The sequence below is a fragment of the Vibrio coralliirubri genome, assembly GCF_024347375.1.
In the GTDB taxonomy this organism is placed as follows: Bacteria; Pseudomonadota; Gammaproteobacteria; order Enterobacterales; family Vibrionaceae; genus Vibrio; species Vibrio coralliirubri.
In genome coordinates this window covers 123,815-140,841 of record NZ_AP025470.1, presented here as the reverse complement: position 1 = coordinate 140,841, position 17,027 = coordinate 123,815, and the positions used below count along the sequence as shown (strand labels likewise).

Annotated in this window: 13 protein-coding genes, 1 rRNA gene and 1 riboswitch; of the genes, 4 read left to right on the top strand and 10 right to left on the bottom strand. The window is 44.3% G+C overall.

Going from position 1 to position 17,027, the window contains the following annotated elements; translation table 11 throughout:
- Positions 1-327: 327 nt before the first annotated feature.
- A 16S ribosomal RNA gene (locus tag OCV20_RS00640) occupies positions 328-1,882 on the bottom strand.
- Between the two features lie 608 nt (positions 1,883-2,490).
- On the opposite strand from OCV20_RS00640, the gene OCV20_RS00635 reads away from it, so the two are divergent.
- On the top strand, positions 2,491-2,943 hold the full coding sequence (locus OCV20_RS00635; RefSeq protein ID WP_017061054.1) for an RNA recognition motif domain-containing protein: 453 nt from the start codon (positions 2,491-2,493) through the stop codon (positions 2,941-2,943).
- Here OCV20_RS00635 and murI read toward each other — a convergent pair.
- From murI to OCV20_RS00620, 3 genes are read right to left on the bottom strand one after another with little or no spacing between them, the layout of a single operon-like run.
- Positions 2,906-3,712 carry a glutamate racemase gene (murI, locus tag OCV20_RS00630; protein WP_086775210.1) on the bottom strand — a complete coding sequence of 269 codons (807 nt, stop codon included), beginning with the start codon at positions 3,710-3,712 and terminating at the stop codon, positions 2,906-2,908. The genes OCV20_RS00635 and murI overlap by 38 nt on opposite strands.
- 60 nt (positions 3,713-3,772) lie before the next feature.
- Positions 3,773-4,438, bottom strand: a complete 666-nt coding sequence (locus tag OCV20_RS00625; protein ID WP_086775211.1) for a Dph6-related ATP pyrophosphatase — start codon at positions 4,436-4,438, stop codon at positions 3,773-3,775.
- Between the two features lie 48 nt (positions 4,439-4,486).
- Complete coding sequence (locus OCV20_RS00620; protein ID WP_059022264.1) at positions 4,487-6,337, bottom strand: TonB-dependent receptor domain-containing protein; 1,851 nt, start codon at positions 6,335-6,337, stop codon at positions 4,487-4,489.
- A gap of 40 nt (positions 6,338-6,377) precedes the next feature.
- Positions 6,378-6,582: riboswitch (cobalamin riboswitch) on the bottom strand.
- 154 nt (positions 6,583-6,736) lie between these two features.
- On the opposite strand from OCV20_RS00620, the gene trmA reads away from it, so the two are divergent.
- A complete protein-coding gene (gene trmA / locus OCV20_RS00615) occupies positions 6,737-7,846 on the top strand; it encodes a tRNA (uridine(54)-C5)-methyltransferase TrmA (RefSeq protein ID WP_086775212.1) in 1,110 nt (369 codons plus the stop codon).
- Between the two features lie 80 nt (positions 7,847-7,926).
- On the opposite strand, the gene OCV20_RS00610 is transcribed toward trmA, so the two are convergent.
- Both OCV20_RS00610 and fabR read right to left on the bottom strand, forming a co-directional pair.
- Positions 7,927-8,298: a YijD family membrane protein gene (locus OCV20_RS00610; RefSeq protein WP_004736696.1), complete on the bottom strand. Its 372-nt coding sequence runs from the start codon at positions 8,296-8,298 to the stop codon at positions 7,927-7,929.
- The gene (fabR, locus tag OCV20_RS00605; protein WP_010438693.1) at positions 8,298-8,939 is read right to left on the bottom strand and encodes an HTH-type transcriptional repressor FabR; all 642 of its coding nucleotides are present in this window, start codon (positions 8,937-8,939) and stop codon (positions 8,298-8,300) included. Before fabR ends, OCV20_RS00610 begins: the two co-directional genes overlap by 1 nt.
- Before the next feature lie 327 nt (positions 8,940-9,266).
- On the opposite strand from fabR, the gene sthA reads away from it, so the two are divergent.
- Positions 9,267-10,667, top strand: a complete 1,401-nt coding sequence (sthA, locus tag OCV20_RS00600) for a Si-specific NAD(P)(+) transhydrogenase (RefSeq protein ID WP_017061048.1) — start codon at positions 9,267-9,269, stop codon at positions 10,665-10,667.
- A 183-nt stretch (positions 10,668-10,850) separates the two neighbouring features.
- On the opposite strand, the gene dinF is transcribed toward sthA, so the two are convergent.
- The 4 genes from dinF to OCV20_RS00580 all read right to left on the bottom strand — a co-directional run bounded on the left by dinF (position 10,851) and on the right by OCV20_RS00580 (position 14,377).
- Positions 10,851-12,206 (bottom strand): MATE family efflux transporter DinF, encoded by a 1,356-nt coding sequence (gene dinF, locus OCV20_RS00595; protein ID WP_197276929.1) that lies wholly within the window; start codon positions 12,204-12,206, stop codon positions 10,851-10,853.
- 117 nt (positions 12,207-12,323) lie between these two features.
- A complete protein-coding gene (locus tag OCV20_RS00590; RefSeq protein WP_048610739.1) occupies positions 12,324-13,202 on the bottom strand; it encodes a class I SAM-dependent methyltransferase in 879 nt (292 codons plus the stop codon).
- Between the two features lie 97 nt (positions 13,203-13,299).
- On the bottom strand, positions 13,300-13,920 hold the full coding sequence (gene lexA / locus OCV20_RS00585; RefSeq protein WP_019820514.1) for a transcriptional repressor LexA: 621 nt from the start codon (positions 13,918-13,920) through the stop codon (positions 13,300-13,302).
- Between the two features lie 94 nt (positions 13,921-14,014).
- Positions 14,015-14,377 carry a diacylglycerol kinase gene (locus OCV20_RS00580; protein ID WP_048615036.1) on the bottom strand — a complete coding sequence of 121 codons (363 nt, stop codon included), beginning with the start codon at positions 14,375-14,377 and terminating at the stop codon, positions 14,015-14,017.
- A 220-nt stretch (positions 14,378-14,597) separates the two neighbouring features.
- On the opposite strand from OCV20_RS00580, the gene plsB reads away from it, so the two are divergent.
- A complete protein-coding gene (gene plsB, locus OCV20_RS00575; protein WP_086775213.1) occupies positions 14,598-17,018 on the top strand; it encodes a glycerol-3-phosphate 1-O-acyltransferase PlsB in 2,421 nt (806 codons plus the stop codon).
- Positions 17,019-17,027: the final 9 nt, after the last annotated feature.

The window sequence follows — 17,027 nt, the reverse complement described above, 5'->3', positions numbered from 1 at the left end:
TGGCAACTAACCAAGGTTTTTGGTTGTCATTAAGAAGGGTTAATTCTCAATGACTGTTTGCCGGACTCAATTGTGAATCAAATAAATTTGATTCGAATACAAGACACTTGAATGTGTTTGTTGTGTTTATCTAATGAAAGATAAACATTGAGAACTTTTAAATTTGATTGAATTACTCGTAAGTAATCAATCAGTCAGCTTTCCAAATTGTTAAAGAGCATAAAGCAAAAAGCTTTAATCAATAACTTACGTTATTAATTAAAGCTCTGGCTTTAACTAAATCTAAACCATCAATCTGTGTGGGTACTCATCGTGCATATCTTCGTATAAGGAGGTGATCCAGCCCCAGGTTCCCCTAGGGCTACCTTGTTACGACTTCACCCCAGTCATGAACCACAAAGTGGTGAGCGTCCTCCCCGAAAGGTTAAACTACCCACTTCTTTTGCAGCCCACTCCCATGGTGTGACGGGCGGTGTGTACAAGGCCCGGGAACGTATTCACCGTGACATTCTGATTCACGATTACTAGCGATTCCGACTTCATGGAGTCGAGTTGCAGACTCCAATCCGGACTACGACGCACTTTTTGGGATTCGCTCACTATCGCTAGCTTGCTGCCCTCTGTATGCGCCATTGTAGCACGTGTGTAGCCCTACTCGTAAGGGCCATGATGACTTGACGTCGTCCCCACCTTCCTCCGGTTTATCACCGGCAGTCTCCCTGGAGTTCCCGACATTACTCGCTGGCAAACAAGGATAAGGGTTGCGCTCGTTGCGGGACTTAACCCAACATTTCACAACACGAGCTGACGACAGCCATGCAGCACCTGTCTCAGAGCTCCCGAAGGCACACCTGTGTCTCCACTGGCTTCTCTGGATGTCAAGAGTAGGTAAGGTTCTTCGCGTTGCATCGAATTAAACCACATGCTCCACCGCTTGTGCGGGCCCCCGTCAATTCATTTGAGTTTTAATCTTGCGACCGTACTCCCCAGGCGGTCTACTTAACGCGTTAGCTCCGAAAGCCACGGCTCAAGGCCACAACCTCCAAGTAGACATCGTTTACGGCGTGGACTACCAGGGTATCTAATCCTGTTTGCTCCCCACGCTTTCGCATCTGAGTGTCAGTATCTGTCCAGGGGGCCGCCTTCGCCACTGGTATTCCTTCAGATCTCTACGCATTTCACCGCTACACCTGAAATTCTACCCCCCTCTACAGTACTCTAGTTCACCAGTTTCAAATGCAGTTCCGAGGTTGAGCCCCGGGCTTTCACATCTGACTTAATGAACCACCTGCATGCGCTTTACGCCCAGTAATTCCGATTAACGCTCGCACCCTCCGTATTACCGCGGCTGCTGGCACGGAGTTAGCCGGTGCTTCTTCTGTTGCTAACGTCAAGAGATAGCGCTATTAACGCTACCCCCTTCCTCACAACTGAAAGTACTTTACAACCCGAAGGCCTTCTTCATACACGCGGCATGGCTGCATCAGGCTTTCGCCCATTGTGCAATATTCCCCACTGCTGCCTCCCGTAGGAGTCTGGACCGTGTCTCAGTTCCAGTGTGGCTGATCATCCTCTCAGACCAGCTAGGGATCGTCGCCTTGGTGAGCCATTACCTCACCAACTAGCTAATCCCACCTAGGCATATCTTGACGCGAGAGGCCCGAAGGTCCCCCTCTTTGGCCCGTAGGCATTATGCGGTATTAGCCATCGTTTCCAATGGTTATCCCCCACACCAAGGCAATTTCCTAGGCATTACTCACCCGTCCGCCGCTCGACGCCCATTAACGCACCCGAAGGATTGTTAGTGTCGTTTCCGCTCGACTTGCATGTGTTAGGCCTGCCGCCAGCGTTCAATCTGAGCCATGATCAAACTCTTCAATTTAAGATTTTGTGACTCAACGAATACTGACTTCAAAACTACTATGTAATTTTAAAGCTATTACCATTCCAACAGAATGGTAATGAATTGACTGTGCCGAATAACTACAAGTAGTTAAACGAATTGGTCACTCAGTTCATTGAAATCAATTTTGATTCCGAAGAATCTGTTTTATCTAACGATAAAACGTTTTGATATTCATCAACGAGTGCCCACACAGATTGATAGGTTTAAATTGTTAAAGAGCGCTAGCGTTTTGTGATTCACATCTCAGTCGCTAGGGGTGCGTACTATACCTGCACCACTTTGAGAGTCAAGGGTTATTTTCAAACTCTTTTTCTCTACCGATTTCGCCGTGTGACTTTCGTCTCACTCCGTGTCGGTGAGGCGGCATTATAGAGAGATTGAGATGGAGCACAAGGGCTTTTTGAAATAAAAGTTTTGTTCGCCTAAAAAGCCACCAGATCCGCATTTTTCGAATAAAAACTAAACATTTGAGACGTATCACAGCAATACATTGGAAAAATGGAAGCCATGAACGTAAGATTCATGTGTCTATTTTGTTAATGGTAGATGCGTCTATTTCGTTTATTAATATGTAGTATTCCGATATGAACTCAAAAAAATCGATGTTGTTAATTGTCGCACTGGCTGTATTAGGCGGCATTGTTTTCTCTCAGGTAGATATATCGCCTGCAATTACCTTTATCCTTGGTGTCTTGGCTTCCGCTTTTGTTGTTAACTTTTCAAGCACCGACTCAAAATCAGATTCAGAACCTAAGGCTTCAACCAAAACACTTTATGTGGGTAACCTTCCATACAAAGCGAACGAATCACATGTACGTGAATTATTCTCAGAGCATGGTGAAGTATTTGCAGTACGTTTAATGAAAGACAAACGTACTGGAAAAAGAAGAGGCTTTGGATTTGTTGTTATGGCAAGTAATGATGTGAATCATGCAATCTCTGCACTTAACGATAAAGATTACATGCAACGCACTTTAAAAGTACGTGTTGCAAATGATCCTAAACATCCTGAAGCGGACGAATCTGAACTGAGCTAAACCCTAACTGCTTTAACATACTATTTAGTGCACTTTCTTTTTTAGGAAGTGCACTACAAAAAGCCTCACGCACTCCCTCTTCTTTATTAATGCTTTCCAAACCCAACAAATCTTGAACCCGCTTAGCTATCGCTTTACCAGAATCTATTAGCACTACACTTTCACCCAGTACTTGTTGAATCTCAGATTTGATCAGTGGGAAATGAGTACACCCTAATACGGCTACATCAATTGTGTTGATCATCGGTTGAAGGATTTGCTGTAACTCTTCAAGGCTAATCTCCTCACCTCTGAGTTTATCTTCGGCCATATCCACCAGCCGAGTAGAACCCAACAGCTCTACTCTTTTATTACTCGAGAAGTTTTTGATGAGCTCGTGTGTGTATTCACGAGTAATCGTCGCGGGAGTCGCAATAAGGCCAACCGCTTTATTTGCCAGTAACGAGGCAGGTTTGATTGCTGGGACAACACCGACAATAGGGGTAAGGTTATTAGCGCGAAGTGTAGGCAGGACTATAGTACTGGCCGTATTACAAGCTATCACCACGATATCAATAGCGTGACTAGCCACAAAACTGGCCACGATATTTTGGACTCGCTGAATGAGGACTTGCTGATCGAGCTCACCATATGGGTAAGCCTCGTTATCGAATACATAGATATAGTTGTGATTGGGTAGTAACTGGCTTATCTCTTTATATACAGAGAGACCGCCAACACCAGAATCAAAGACCAATATGTTTTTTTGTATGCTTTCCGACACAACCATTACCTGTAAGAAGTTCCGCAGCAATGATACCCCTTCACTTAGTTTTCGCCAATCATCACTCTACATAATACAAGCTCGGTAGCGTTGATGCACAAAGCGCTCACCCTGCTCTGCATTTTCTAGCTCTATCTTAAGCTTTCCTTTAAAGCATGGCGCTGACGTTACTAAGGTATGAAACTCACCATCTTCACCACATGGGTCGACGTGACTTGGCAAACTGTCAATTAGCTCAGGCGTGTATTCTTTCCCGCAATAGGCCATGTCTAATGCATCGCTATCGACAGTGACGAGAAAGGTTTCGATTCCTCTATCTATGATTTCTTGAGCCAGTGCTTGGCTACTCTCTCCCATTAAAGGAAATACACATTCCCAACCCGCAGGTTCTATATAACTTCTTCGGTAATCAGCAATGCCATTGCAAAACATATCGCCAAATGCCACGGCATCGATAGATAAGCCAGAACCTTTAAGCGCCGTAACAATCGTACTTTGATAGATCTCATTACTAGGAAACACTTCCGGCAGCTCAATCGTGATTAATGGCAAACCGACTAATTGCGCCTGCATGGCAACAACATCAATCGGAGTCACTTGGAAAGGAACTTCATCTCCAACATATGTCGTATAGAGAGCAACAACTTCATATTCGGAGCTTTCAATTAGACGCTCTAGCGTTAATGTAGAGTCTTTGCCTGATGACCAACTTATGACGACTTTCTTTTTCATTGATATACCCAATAAGAAAAAACCGCCCGAAGGCGGTTTAGGTGAAAATTAGAATTGATAAGATGCTGATACGAAGTATTCACGACCCGGTGTCGCGTAACCACTATACATTTCATAATCTTTATCGAATGCGTTACTCAGTTTCCCTTTCACCTTAAGATCTGCCGAAACTGCGTACTCAGCAGTAAAATTCCAAAGACTGTAGCTTGCTAATCGTGTCGTACCATTAAAACGCTCACCTTGATAAAGATACTGAGAGCCCAGAACCCAATCACCTAACTCAGCAAAGGCGTTCCATTTAGCGCCTTGTTTAGAACGGTATGCTAATTGCTGCTCTTTACCATTAGACTTATCTACTGGATCTTTCCAATCTAAGTAAAACTGGTGTGTAACGATTGAAGTATCAAAACCTAAACCCAGTTCAACACCTTTGATTTCAGCTTCACCAATATTGGTCATGCCAGCCCCCTGCCACATCAACATGTTATCAATCTTGTTGATAAAGCCAGTAATAGACCAATCTAGATAAGAATGTGTGCCTTCAAGTGTTAACTCTGTATTTTGAGAGTCTTCTGCTTTTAGATTAGGAGCTTCGTAACCTGGGTAATATAAGTCTAAAAACGTAGGTGCTCTAAATGCAGTACCATGACTCGCTTTAAGCTCATAATTATCAAGGAATGCCCAACCCGCCGCTGCTTGCCACGTCGTATTGTTTCCATATTGGCTGTTCTCATCATTTCGAGCACTTGCTTCAAGTGTCCAGCTATCTATGGTGTATTGACTAATAACACTCACACCATAGTTTTCACGAGGGTTTTCTTCAGGTTTGTAGTAACTAGAACCTGTATACCCTTCATCTAACTCTTCACGTCGATAATCTAAACCACCACCCAAAGCCAACTGCTCGTTTACTCGGTATGAATTCAACCAAGCAGCATTGATTTGGTTAATCGATGTGATACCGCCACTCTTCTTACTCTTACCTACAATATAATCGTAGTTGTCTTGCTCTGCATAAGTAAGATCTAACGTTGAAGTGAGGTTATCTTCGTTATAAGCCAAGTTTGTATTGATTGAACGAAATTCAGTTCGGCCAACTTTTTCTTCATGTCGAGCAGGCCCCCAAGGAGAAGCTGCCGAGCTATTGTCGTACTCACCTTCGTTGTCATAAGCCACAACATTAACAAAGGCATTAACTGTCTTGGTTAGCTGGTTTTGGTAGCCAATATTTAAATTGTATGACTCAAAGCCGTGCTCATCACCATCATTGATACCTTCAATCGGCTTAACATTAAATCCATCATCCTTTTCATAACCAACAACAGCTTTAATATGTTGGTTATCATCAATTTTATGCAGAGCAGCTAAGGAGGTTACATAATGATTGTTTGTGCCATACCCGCCATACACTTTAACGGCATTCTCATTCACATCTGCTCTAGTAATAATATTGATGACACCAGAAATAGCTTCTGAACCATATATAGAGGCGCGCGCGCCACGAATGAATTCAATTCGTTCAATTGAGTTAACTGGCAAAGAGTTAAAATCAACACCACCCATCATAGCTCTTGGTAAGCGAGTTCCATCCATTAAGACTAGAACTTGAGAAGAACTACCGCCTCGCACATAGAATGAGGCTGTTTGCCCGCGACCACCATATTGAGCAACTTCAACGCTTGGCAACGTTCGAAAAACGTCAATAAGGCTATTTGCTTGAAGTTTTGAAATGTCTTCTTTGGTAACCACTACAGTTTGCGCTAATACTGCGCCATCAACTTGATCAAAGCGGTTAGCCGTCACCACCATGGTTTCGTCGGCAGATGCTTGTTGGGCGTGTAAATTGGAGATAGGTGAAAGCAGCGATGCTACAGCAACCGCTAAAAGGGATTTGTTCATGTTGTGATCCTAAATCGCGTAAAGTCCTACCAAACCACATCTTATGGTTTGGCCGCTGGCAGGTATTCGGACTCAAGAGCACAACCCTTATGGTTACCTAATATTCGACTTCCCACAAAAAGCTATTTGCAGTGTCTTATGAATACTCGTTCTCTTTTACCGCTGCGCGTCAGTTCTGGATTTACACCAGATTCCCTCTTCAGCCATCTATACATCTAAATGACACCAGCTTGCCGAAGATAGTATTGACCTCTGAATCATTTGTCTAGTCTAAGATTGTTATAAGCTATAGTTTTCATGGTCGATTTACATTGAATGGCTCTCAACACTGGACAAGCGCCTGTGATTGAATAAAATCTGCGCTCTTGATTTAAAAGCACGACAGCAAAAGGCATAACAATGGCGAATTTAGATGTAAACCCGCAACGCTACCAAGAACAACTGGCAGAAAAGACAGAGCGTCTTACAGAAATGTTCTCAGAATATGATGTGCCTGAACTGGAAGTGTATGAATCTCCAGAGCAACACTACCGCATGCGTGCTGAGTTCCGCGTGTGGCATGAAGGTGACGATATGTATTACGTCATGTTCAATCAAGAGACTAAAGAAAAATACCGCGTAGACCAGTTCCCTGCAGCTAGCCGTCTTATCAATGACCTAATGCCTCTATTAACAGATGCAATGAAGGACAACCACTCTCTACGCCACAAGCTATTCCAAGTAGATTTCCTTTCTACATTAAGCGGCGAGATTTTGGTGTCACTGCTTTACCACCGTCAATTAGGTGAACAGTGGATTCAAGATGCTAAAGCACTGAAGCAGCAATTGAACGATGAAGGTTTTAACCTAAACCTGATTGGTCGTGCGCGTAAGATGAAAATCGTACTGGACCGCGACTACGTCATTGAAAAGCTAGACGTGAATGGTGATAGCTACATCTACCAGCAAGTAGAGAACAGCTTTACTCAACCAAACGGCAAAGTAGCAGAGAAAATGTTGGAATGGGCTGTCGACTGTACTCAAGACAGCAAAGGCGACTTGCTTGAGCTTTACTGTGGTAACGGTAACTTCTCATTAGCGCTGGCACAAAACTTCGAGCGTGTACTGGCAACAGAACTGGCGAAGCCGTCAGTAGAATCTGCGCAATACAACATCGCGGCGAACAACATTAAAAATGTTCAGATCATCCGCATGTCTGCAGAAGATTTTACCGTAGCAATGGAAGGTAAGCGTGAGTTCCGTCGTCTACAGCAAGCGAACATCGATCTTAAGAGCTACAACTGCAACACTATCTTTGTTGATCCACCGCGTTCAGGTATGGATGTTGATACTTGTAAGATGGTTCAAGGCTACGAGCGCATCATGTACATCTCTTGTAACCCTGAAACATTGAAAGAGAACCTAGACATTCTAAGCGAAACACACGATATCACTCGTTTTGCTCTATTTGACCAGTTCCCTTACACCCACCACATGGAAGCGGGTGTGTTCTTAGAGCGCAAAGCATAAATCTCGCTTTCTCGGCCTAAGACAAACAGCAGATACAAAAAACGAGCCAATTGGCTCGTTTTTTTTCTTTGTAGGTTGGTTTAAGCGGTTTTACCGATAAAACCTAGCTTCTTACCTACCCAGGCTAAAAGCAGCATCGCGACTATAATCGCAAAGAAGTTTGAACCTGCATCAGGGTGTTGTGCTTTCACGAAAGCCGAATGGCCAAATGCACCCACGAAGAAACAAGCTAAACCGACTAGTGGGATATCTTCAGATACTGGGTTAGTTAGGTATTCTTGGTAAAGCGCTTGTACTGCCAAAACTAAAGCGATAAGCGGGAAAATAGAGAAGCCCACTTCGCTCATTGTTACCCAAGATAACAATGCATCACCACACACACCGGCTACAACAGCAAGTACGAGTGTCTTTCTTTCAGAACCACGGTTTACAGTATTATTTTCATTCGACATTATTCAATCCCGCCTTTTAATCGGTTACGTTCACGTTCTTTACGATACCAAAAAGCTCCTTTGGCCATCATTCGCAATTGCATGATCAAGCGTTCAGCCAATTCATCTCGCTGACGTCGATCTAAATCTAATGCTTCTGCCCCTGAGTTGAAGACTAAGATGACCGAGGCTTCAGCTTGAGTGAAAGCTTCGTCCCTTGTCATGCCAGTCGTTATCAAATATTCGGTTAACTCAGCAGAGAAGTGCTGTATCTCACGAGCTACCGCTGCACGAAACTCAAATGAAGTTCCTGAGCGCTCTCGCAATAACAGTCTGAATACGTTAGGGCTGCTTTCAATGAATTCCATAAAGGTTTCAACCGATGTGCGAATCACACTGCCTTCTTTTACTATGCGTTGCCTAGCTTGACGCATTAACTGGCGCAACAGTAAGCCACCTTCATCAACCATGGTTAAGCCAAGCTCATCCATGTCTTTGAAGTGACGATAAAAGGAAGTCGGTGCTATTCCAGCCTCACGAGCGACTTCTCTCAAGCTTAGATTGGAAAAACTACGATCGGCGCTGAGTTGGCTAAATGCTGCATCGATTAAGCTGCGACGAGTTTTTTCTTTTTGCTGTGCGCGAATGCCCATTGGTTTCATACTTTATCAATTTCTTCTTTTACAGCCTAAACAGGCATGTCTAATACTCTGTTCAATATAACGCGAATCACTTATTTATATAAGGCACTCTGGTTATATAAGACACTAAACATACCTCTTTGTTCACGTACCGAAGTAAATACGTTCGAAGAAAAAATTTCAATATCCACACTGTCATTTGGAGACATACGACATACCAAATATTATTTTTTCGATAACACTGCGTGATCCCACCGACTCTCTGATGCCCTTTTCATGTACCCAAGAACAGAATCAGTTAAAATCTCGCTAAAGCAATGTTAATCAAATATAACAAGGAAGATATCTATGCCGCACTCCAACCACTTTGATGTAATCGTAATTGGTAGTGGCCCCGGAGGAGAAGGGGCAGCGATGGGATTAACCAAAGCCGGGTTGAACGTTGCAATCATTGAAAAAGAGAGCAGCGTTGGTGGTGGTTGTACTCACTGGGGAACGATTCCTTCAAAAGCACTGCGCCATGCCGTAAGTCGTATTATCGAATTCAACAGCAATCCGCTGTTTTGTCAGAACAACAAAAGCATCCACTCAACGTTTTCCAACATTTTGGGGCATGCTAAATCGGTTATCGACAAGCAGACTCGATTACGCCAAGGCTTCTACGACCGCAACCAGTGCACGTTGGTATTTGGTACTGCACGTTTTATCGATACCAACACTGTCTCGGTAATGCAAAGCGATGGCACTGAAGAACATTACAGTGCAGACAAATTTGTTATCGCGACAGGCTCTCGCCCTTACCAACCAGATAACGTCGATTTCTTGCATGAACGTATCTACGACAGCGACTCGATTCTTTCTCTTAAACACGACCCGCAACACATCATCATCTATGGTGCTGGCGTTATTGGTTGTGAATACGCATCGATTTTCCGCGGTTTGGGTGTAAAAACCGATCTTATCAATACTCGTGACCGTCTGTTGTCATTCCTAGACAATGAAACCTCAGATGCGCTTTCTTACCACTTCTGGAACAGCGGCGTCGTGATTCGCAACGATGAAACCTTTGAGAAAATAGAAGGCACTGATGATGGCGTGATCATTCACTTAGAGTCAGGTAAAAAGATGCGTGCTGATTGCCTGCTGTATGCTAATGGCCGAACGGGTAATACCGATAAACTTAACCTTGGTGCTGTTGGCTTAGAAGCGGACTCGCGTGGTCAAGTATCAGTAAACACCAACTACCAAACCAATGTTGACCATGTTTACGCTGTCGGTGATGTGATTGGCTACCCTAGCCTAGCAAGTGCTGCTTATGACCAAGGTCGATTTGTGGCTCAGGCAATTGTGAAAGGTGAAGCTGAGCGCCACCTTATCGAAGACATTCCAACCGGCATCTACACCATCCCGGAGATCAGCTCTGTTGGTAAAACCGAGCAAGAACTTACTGCAGCTAAAGTACCGTATGAAGTAGGACGTTCTTCATTCAAACACCTAGCTCGTGCTCAAATTGCGGGTAAAGATATTGGTAGCTTAAAGATTCTGTTCCATCGCGAAACCAAAGAGATTTTAGGTATCCACGTGTTTGGTGAGCGTGCCGCTGAAATCATCCATATCGGACAAGCGATTATGGAACAGAAAGGTGAAGCAAATACCATCGAGTACTTTGTGAATACGACCTTTAACTACCCAACGATGGCGGAAGCTTATCGTGTTGCAGCACTCAACGGGCTTAACCGTTTATTCTAGATATAGAACCAATATGAGTATTTGACCACCCATAGGCCAAATACATAAACAGCAAGCCACGCGCTTGCTGTTTTTATTTAAAACACTGAATATTAAGGCATTGATAGTAATTAGATCATGATGTTCTAAATGCCCATTTACCTGTACAGCCTCATTTACTCCCCACAAACAGAGCCCTCAGAGCTAAGCGAGAAACTCCCCTTTCTTCCACTGAGAAACAAACAACACACCAAGACCAATTCCGCGCATTGCCATAAAGCTCAGCATCGCTAACCACAGTGCATGGTTCTCTAAACCTGATGCTAAATAGAAAATCGCGAAGAAACTGCAGGTCGCAACAAACATACTATTGCGCATATCCTTGCCCTTGGTTGCTCCAACAAAAATACCATCCAACAGGAAGCACCACATAGACACCAATGGCATCGCTATCAACCACGGTAAATACACCTCAGCTTGGCTCTTCACGTCTGGGATTGTGGTGATCATATTGATTAAACTCGAGCCAGCGAGTGCGAACGCTATGGTCAGTACCAAACAAATATTGAAGCTCCAGAAGAAAGTACCAATCAATGACTGGTTCAGTTCATCTTTGTCTTTCGCGCCTATCGCTTTACCTACCATCGCTTCCATTGCGTAGGCAAAGCCATCCATCCCATAAGAGATGATCATTAAGAAACTCATCAACACGGCATTGGCCGCGACAACATCATCGCCAAAGCTTGCGCCTTGGAAGGTCATGAAAGTGAAAGTCGCTTGTAGACACAATGAACGAAGAAAGATATCGCGATTCAATTTCACGAAACGACTCAAACCTTGGCTGGTTTTCTTAAGCAGAGCCCATGCCGATGGTAACTGTTTCTTCGCCCAGATTCGGTAAACACAAATCAAGCCAAATGTTAGACCGGCATAATCAGCCATTACAGATGCCAATGCTGCACCTTCCACTTGCCACCCTAAACCGATAACAAAAACGATATCCAAAACGATATTGGTGATATTGGTGATGATCACCATCCACATTGGCGCTTTGGCGTTTTGAGTCCCGAGCAGCCAACCTAGAATCACAAAGTTAGTAAGCGCGGCAGGCGCACTCCAGGCGCGGATTGAAAAATATTGCTGACCATAGTGCTTAACTTGATCACTGGCGCTACTCAATGAGAAAACTAAATCGGCGACTAGACTGTGTAAAAGCAAAAAGATACCAGCAAACCCTAAGGCCATGGTCACACCTTGCACGAAGACTAAACCAAGTTGCTTGCCATCATTCGCACCATAAGATTGTGCGGCTAGCCCTGTTGTCGACATACGCAGGAAACCGAGCAACCAAAAGGTCACGCTGATCATTGTGCCGCCCAGTGCCACACCACCTAAATACCAAGAGTGCTCGAGGTGACCGATAACCGCCGCATCGACTAAGCCCAGCAGTGGAACAGTAATATTAGAGAGAACCATCGGGATCGCGAGCAACAGCACTTTTTTATGCATCGCCTGATTGGATAGCGTTTGAAAAATAGTTTGGGGATTAAATAGTTTCACGATCACCTCTTAGATTAGAGGCGATAGTTTAACCTAGTGGGTGGGCTTTCACTATGTTGTGGAATTTTACTTATACCGGCTATGTACTCAGTTACTCGAAATACAGAACCACTAGGGTTACCACTTAACGAGCACTAACTGCGGCGTTAAACGCTTTTTGACCTGAGAGATCTTACAAAGAAGTCGCTGCCACAATTTCCAACGGTTGCATTGTTGGTCTAGGGGAGAAAACGCTTTTACCCATTGTGCCCATGGCAACCAATTGAGAACACTGTCTATTGGAGAAGATAGGCCATGCGCATACTTTCCTGAACCAAGTTTTTGCCCCAACGTACTTGAGCTTTTATCTCCAGCTAAGACTAAACACGCATGTGCATGAGTAAAGTAGCGGCTCAAAGACTGAATGAAGTTCGCCGTCTGCTGTTCATTGCAATCGAGCAGAGCATGTTCACACACCACCATCACCGAGGCTTGTTCTGGAATATTAAGTTCATCCAACCAAGTTAGGTCATCGACAGAACCACACTCCAAGCGATAGCGTTCATTTTTGTGGAACAGGCGTTGGCGCCACACTAGGTTTTCCGTCACATCCAATTCAACCCAATGGCAGCGTCCATTATCTAAACGGTAAAAACGGGTGTCGAGCCCTGCCCCAACATTGATGATCCAAGCATCAGGGTTGTGAGATAGAAATTGTTGAACTTGAGAGTCACAAAGTTGAGTCAGTGTTGCGTAGAGAAGCTGTTGTTGGTCAAGCTCACCAGTAAGACATTCAGGTGCGAGCTGGCAACGCTTGCAGGCTTGAGCTGCGATTGGGTCATAAACGAGACCATCATCGGCTAGGCTTTCGCGACTACGAAACCAAAGGTGTTGAACGAGGTTGGTCGGAACTTGGAATTCTTGATGTGCAGACCCTTGTTCAGAAGAAGCCTTTTGAACAGAGGAGCGCGGCTTACGAGTAAGCGGCTTCATTTGAGGTTTGGTTGGGTTTGGCATCATCATCTTCCTTGTATCTCGACAAAGAAGATGATAATGAATATCAATTACAATAACAAGTTATTGAGAATAAATATCAATAAGCTGTTTGTACTGACTACATCCAGTCGGTGTTGCGAATAATACCAACCGCAAGTCCTTCAATAGACAAGTGTTGAGATTCTAGATCAACATGGATTGGAGAAAACTCTTCATTTTCAGCATGTAACAGCACTGTTGAACCTTTACGTTCTAGGCGTTTTACCGTTACATCATCATCGACACGAGCCACGACAACCTGACCATCGCGGACATCTTGTGTTTTATGAACAGCTAATAAATCACCATCCATAATACCAATGTCTTTCATACTTTCGCCATTTACACGAAGTAAGAAGTCAGCTTGTGGTTTAAACATGCCAGGGTCAACTTGGTAATGCATTTCTACATGCTCTTGAGCCAAAATAGGCTCACCAGCGGCAACCTGACCGATTAATGGTAAACCTTGCTCTTCGTTTGCTGCATCTTCAAGCAAAATACGAATACCGCGAGACGCACCCGGGATAATCTCAATCGCTTCTTTACGAGCAAGAGCTTTCAAATGTTCTTCTGCAGCATTAGCAGAACGGAAGCCTAGTTCACGCGCGATTTCTGCACGTGTCGGTGGCATACCGGAATCTTCGATCTTACCTTTGATAAGGTCAAAGACTTGTTGCTGGCGGGGCGTTAACGGCTTCATGATTCACCTGTCTTTTTATACAGTTGACTGTGAGTATATCCAGTAACTGAACAAAAGCAAAGCAATTGGTTGTTTTTAGTTCATTTTTAGCAAATTACAAAAACAAGATCTCTAGCCACACATAACCTGCGAGTGCCAAACAGATGAAAACCGCTGCCGAACCGACATCTTTCGCCATTCCAGAAAGCTCATGATGTTCACTGCCGATTCGGTCGACAACCGCTTCAATCGCGGTATTGATTAGCTCGACAACCATCACCAATACCACCGATGAGATCATCAAGATTCGCTCAACTTGGCTTACATCTAAGTAAAATGCCAACGGAATAAGCACGGCTGCCATGAACACTTCTTGTCGAAATGCAGCCTCGTTTTTAAACGAACTCGTAATGCCTTGCCATGAAAAGCCTGCTGCTTTGATGATGCGTTTGAATCCGGTGTTTGATTTTTTGGTCATTTTTAACCCTATACTCAATCAGTCGATGAATGATTTTCCACAAACTTAACGGCAATATGACTATTTCCATTAAAAGGTTAGACCAGTTTCTGGTATTCTTGCATCGATTAAATTTACGCCTAGGCTTATCCCTATTTCACTCATAGGATTTATCCTTTTTATCAGAGAAATAGAGATACGCTTCAGCACATTGAAATAACTATTGAGGCAGTGAACCTATATGTCTTCTGGACAATCTTTTTCACGTTCATTAATGAAGCTACCTTTATCCGTATTGGTAAAGGGCACATCAATTCCTTCAAACCCTGTTGAGGATTTGAACATTGATTTGAGCAAACCGATTGTATACGCCTTACCGTTTCGCTCAAGTGTAGACATTCTTACATTGCAAAAACATGCACTTGAATTAGGCCTACCTGATCCGTTGAGCAAGCTTGAAATCAACGGCAAATCACTGCAACGCTACGTTTTTATCTCTTCTCGCAAAACTCTGCTGCAAGACGATGATTACGTACCAAGCTCTTCAATTGAAGTGTTCTCTGAATTGCTTTCACTGCACGCTGACGACTCTGAACTCGATGTTCAAGTTATCCCTGCTACCGTTTTGTGGGGGCGCAAACCTGGTAAAGAGAATAACCAGAAGCCTTACCTACAAGCAATGAACGGCTTAGAGAAATCAAAAGCGGTGTTGCTAGCCGGTCGTGACTGTCTGGTTCGTTTCAGCCCAGTGGTTTCTCTACGCTACATGGCTAATTCACATGGCACCGACAGCACCATCGCGCACAAACTGGCGCGCGTGGCACGTATTCACTTCTCTCGCCAAAAGCTTGCTGCATCAGGTCCTAACCTGCCAAGCCGCCAAGCTCTGTTTGATCGCCTATTAAAATCAGAAGCGATCAAGAAAGCGATTGAAGACGAAGCACAAGCAAAGAACATCTCGATCGAGAAAGCGAGCAAAGAAGCTCAAGACATCATGGACGAGATTGCTGCGAACTTCTCTTACTCGCTGATCAAACGCGGTGAGAAGATTCTTGGTTGGCTGTGGAATAAGTTGTACCAAGGCCTGCATATCAGCAACGCTTCAACGGTTCGTAAGTTGGCTCAAGATGGTCACGAGATTGTTTACGTGCCTTGTCACCGTAGCCACATGGACTACTTACTGCTTTCTTATGTGCTTTACCACGAAGGCATGGTGCCTCCGCACATCGCTGCGGGTATCAACCTGAACTTCTTTCCTGCCGGTCCTATTTTCCGTCATGGTGGTGCGTTCTTTATTCGTCGTAGCTTTAAAGGCAACAAGCTGTACTCGACGATTTTCCGTGAATACCTAGCGGAATTGTTCGCTAAAGGTTACTCAGTAGAGTACTTCAGCGAAGGTGGGCGTTCTCGTACAGGTCGTCTACTGCAAGCGAAAACGGGCATGCTAGCGATGACAATCCAAGCAATGCTGCGCGGCATGAACCGTCCGGTGACTTTGGTTCCTGTGTACATCGGCTACGAACACGTGATGGAAGTAGCGACTTACGCGAAAGAACTTCGAGGCAAGCGTAAAGAGAAAGAAAACGCGAGCTTAGTGATTCGTACCATTCGTAAGCTGCGTAACTTTGGTAAAGGCTACGTGAACTTCGGTGAGCCGATTCAGCTTAACCAATATCTGAATGAACACTCACCTGAGTGGACCAAAGACATCGACCCAATGGGTACCAGCAAACCACAATGGATGAATCCGGTGGTTAATGACTTGGCGACCAAAATGATGACGCACATTAACGATGCGGCAGCGACCAATGCACTGACCCTTTGTGCAACGGCACTATTGGCTTCAAGACAGCGCGCATTGTCTCGTGACTCTTTGGTTTCTCAGATCAATTGCTACCTGTCTCTGCTTAAGAACGTTCCATATTCTGCAACGTTCACTGTGCCAAAAGACAGCGCTGAAGATTTGGTAAAACATGCTGAGTCACTGAACAAGTTCTTGATTGAATCAGACTCAATGGGCGACATCATTTCGCTAGACCGTCACCAGTCCATTCTGATGACCTACTACCGAAACAACATCATTCACTTGTTTGCTCTGCCATCGTTAATTGCACAAATGACCATTCGTCAGCGTGGTTTATCGATTGACGCAATTCAAGAGAACGTTGCTGCTATCTACCCGTTCTTGAAGAAAGAGCTGTTCCTAAGCTACGACGAAGACAAGCTTGAAGGCGTGGTTTCTAACATCATTGAAGAGCTGGTTAACCAAGGTATGCTTGTGGTTTCTGATAACGAAGTCACCATCAACCAATCAAACAGCCAAGCACTGATGCTGTTAGGTCGTACGATTTCAGAGACGCTACAACGCTACTCTATTGCTCTGAACCTGTTGGCAGAGAACCCTGATCTGGATAAATCCGATCTTGAACAGAAGAGCCAAGACATTGCACAGCGACTTGGTCGCCTACAAGGCATCAATGCACCAGAGTTCTTCGATAAAGGCGTGTTTGCGTCGATGTTCGCCACTCTGAAACAACAATATCTGGATAACGATGGTAACTGTGATTTAGAAAAGACTCAGCAATTCGCTAAGCTTCTCTACTCAATGCTTTACCCAGAAGTACGTTTGACGATTCAAGAGAGTATCCACCAAGCGGAGTAATCATCAGCT

What these genes read in the sequence shown, in the direction of transcription:
- OCV20_RS00635 (WP_017061054.1), top strand. Translation starts at nt 2,491, where the DNA reads ATGAACTCAAAAAAATCGATGTTGTTAATTGTCGCACTGGCTGTATTA.
- murI (WP_086775210.1), bottom strand. Translation starts at nt 3,712, where the DNA reads ATGGTTGTGTCGGAAAGCATACAAAAAAACATATTGGTCTTTGATTCT.
- OCV20_RS00625 (WP_086775211.1), bottom strand. Translation starts at nt 4,438, where the DNA reads ATGAAAAAGAAAGTCGTCATAAGTTGGTCATCAGGCAAAGACTCTACA.
- OCV20_RS00620 (WP_059022264.1), bottom strand. Translation starts at nt 6,337, where the DNA reads ATGAACAAATCCCTTTTAGCGGTTGCTGTAGCATCGCTGCTTTCACCT.
- trmA (WP_086775212.1), top strand. Translation starts at nt 6,737, where the DNA reads ATGGCGAATTTAGATGTAAACCCGCAACGCTACCAAGAACAACTGGCA.
- OCV20_RS00610 (WP_004736696.1), bottom strand. Translation starts at nt 8,298, where the DNA reads ATGTCGAATGAAAATAATACTGTAAACCGTGGTTCTGAAAGAAAGACA.
- fabR (WP_010438693.1), bottom strand. Translation starts at nt 8,939, where the DNA reads ATGAAACCAATGGGCATTCGCGCACAGCAAAAAGAAAAAACTCGTCGC.
- sthA (WP_017061048.1), top strand. Translation starts at nt 9,267, where the DNA reads ATGCCGCACTCCAACCACTTTGATGTAATCGTAATTGGTAGTGGCCCC.
- OCV20_RS00590 (WP_048610739.1), bottom strand. Translation starts at nt 13,202, where the DNA reads ATGCCAAACCCAACCAAACCTCAAATGAAGCCGCTTACTCGTAAGCCG.
- lexA (WP_019820514.1), bottom strand. Translation starts at nt 13,920, where the DNA reads ATGAAGCCGTTAACGCCCCGCCAGCAACAAGTCTTTGACCTTATCAAA.
- OCV20_RS00580 (WP_048615036.1), bottom strand. Translation starts at nt 14,377, where the DNA reads ATGACCAAAAAATCAAACACCGGATTCAAACGCATCATCAAAGCAGCA.
- plsB (WP_086775213.1), top strand. Translation starts at nt 14,598, where the DNA reads ATGTCTTCTGGACAATCTTTTTCACGTTCATTAATGAAGCTACCTTTA.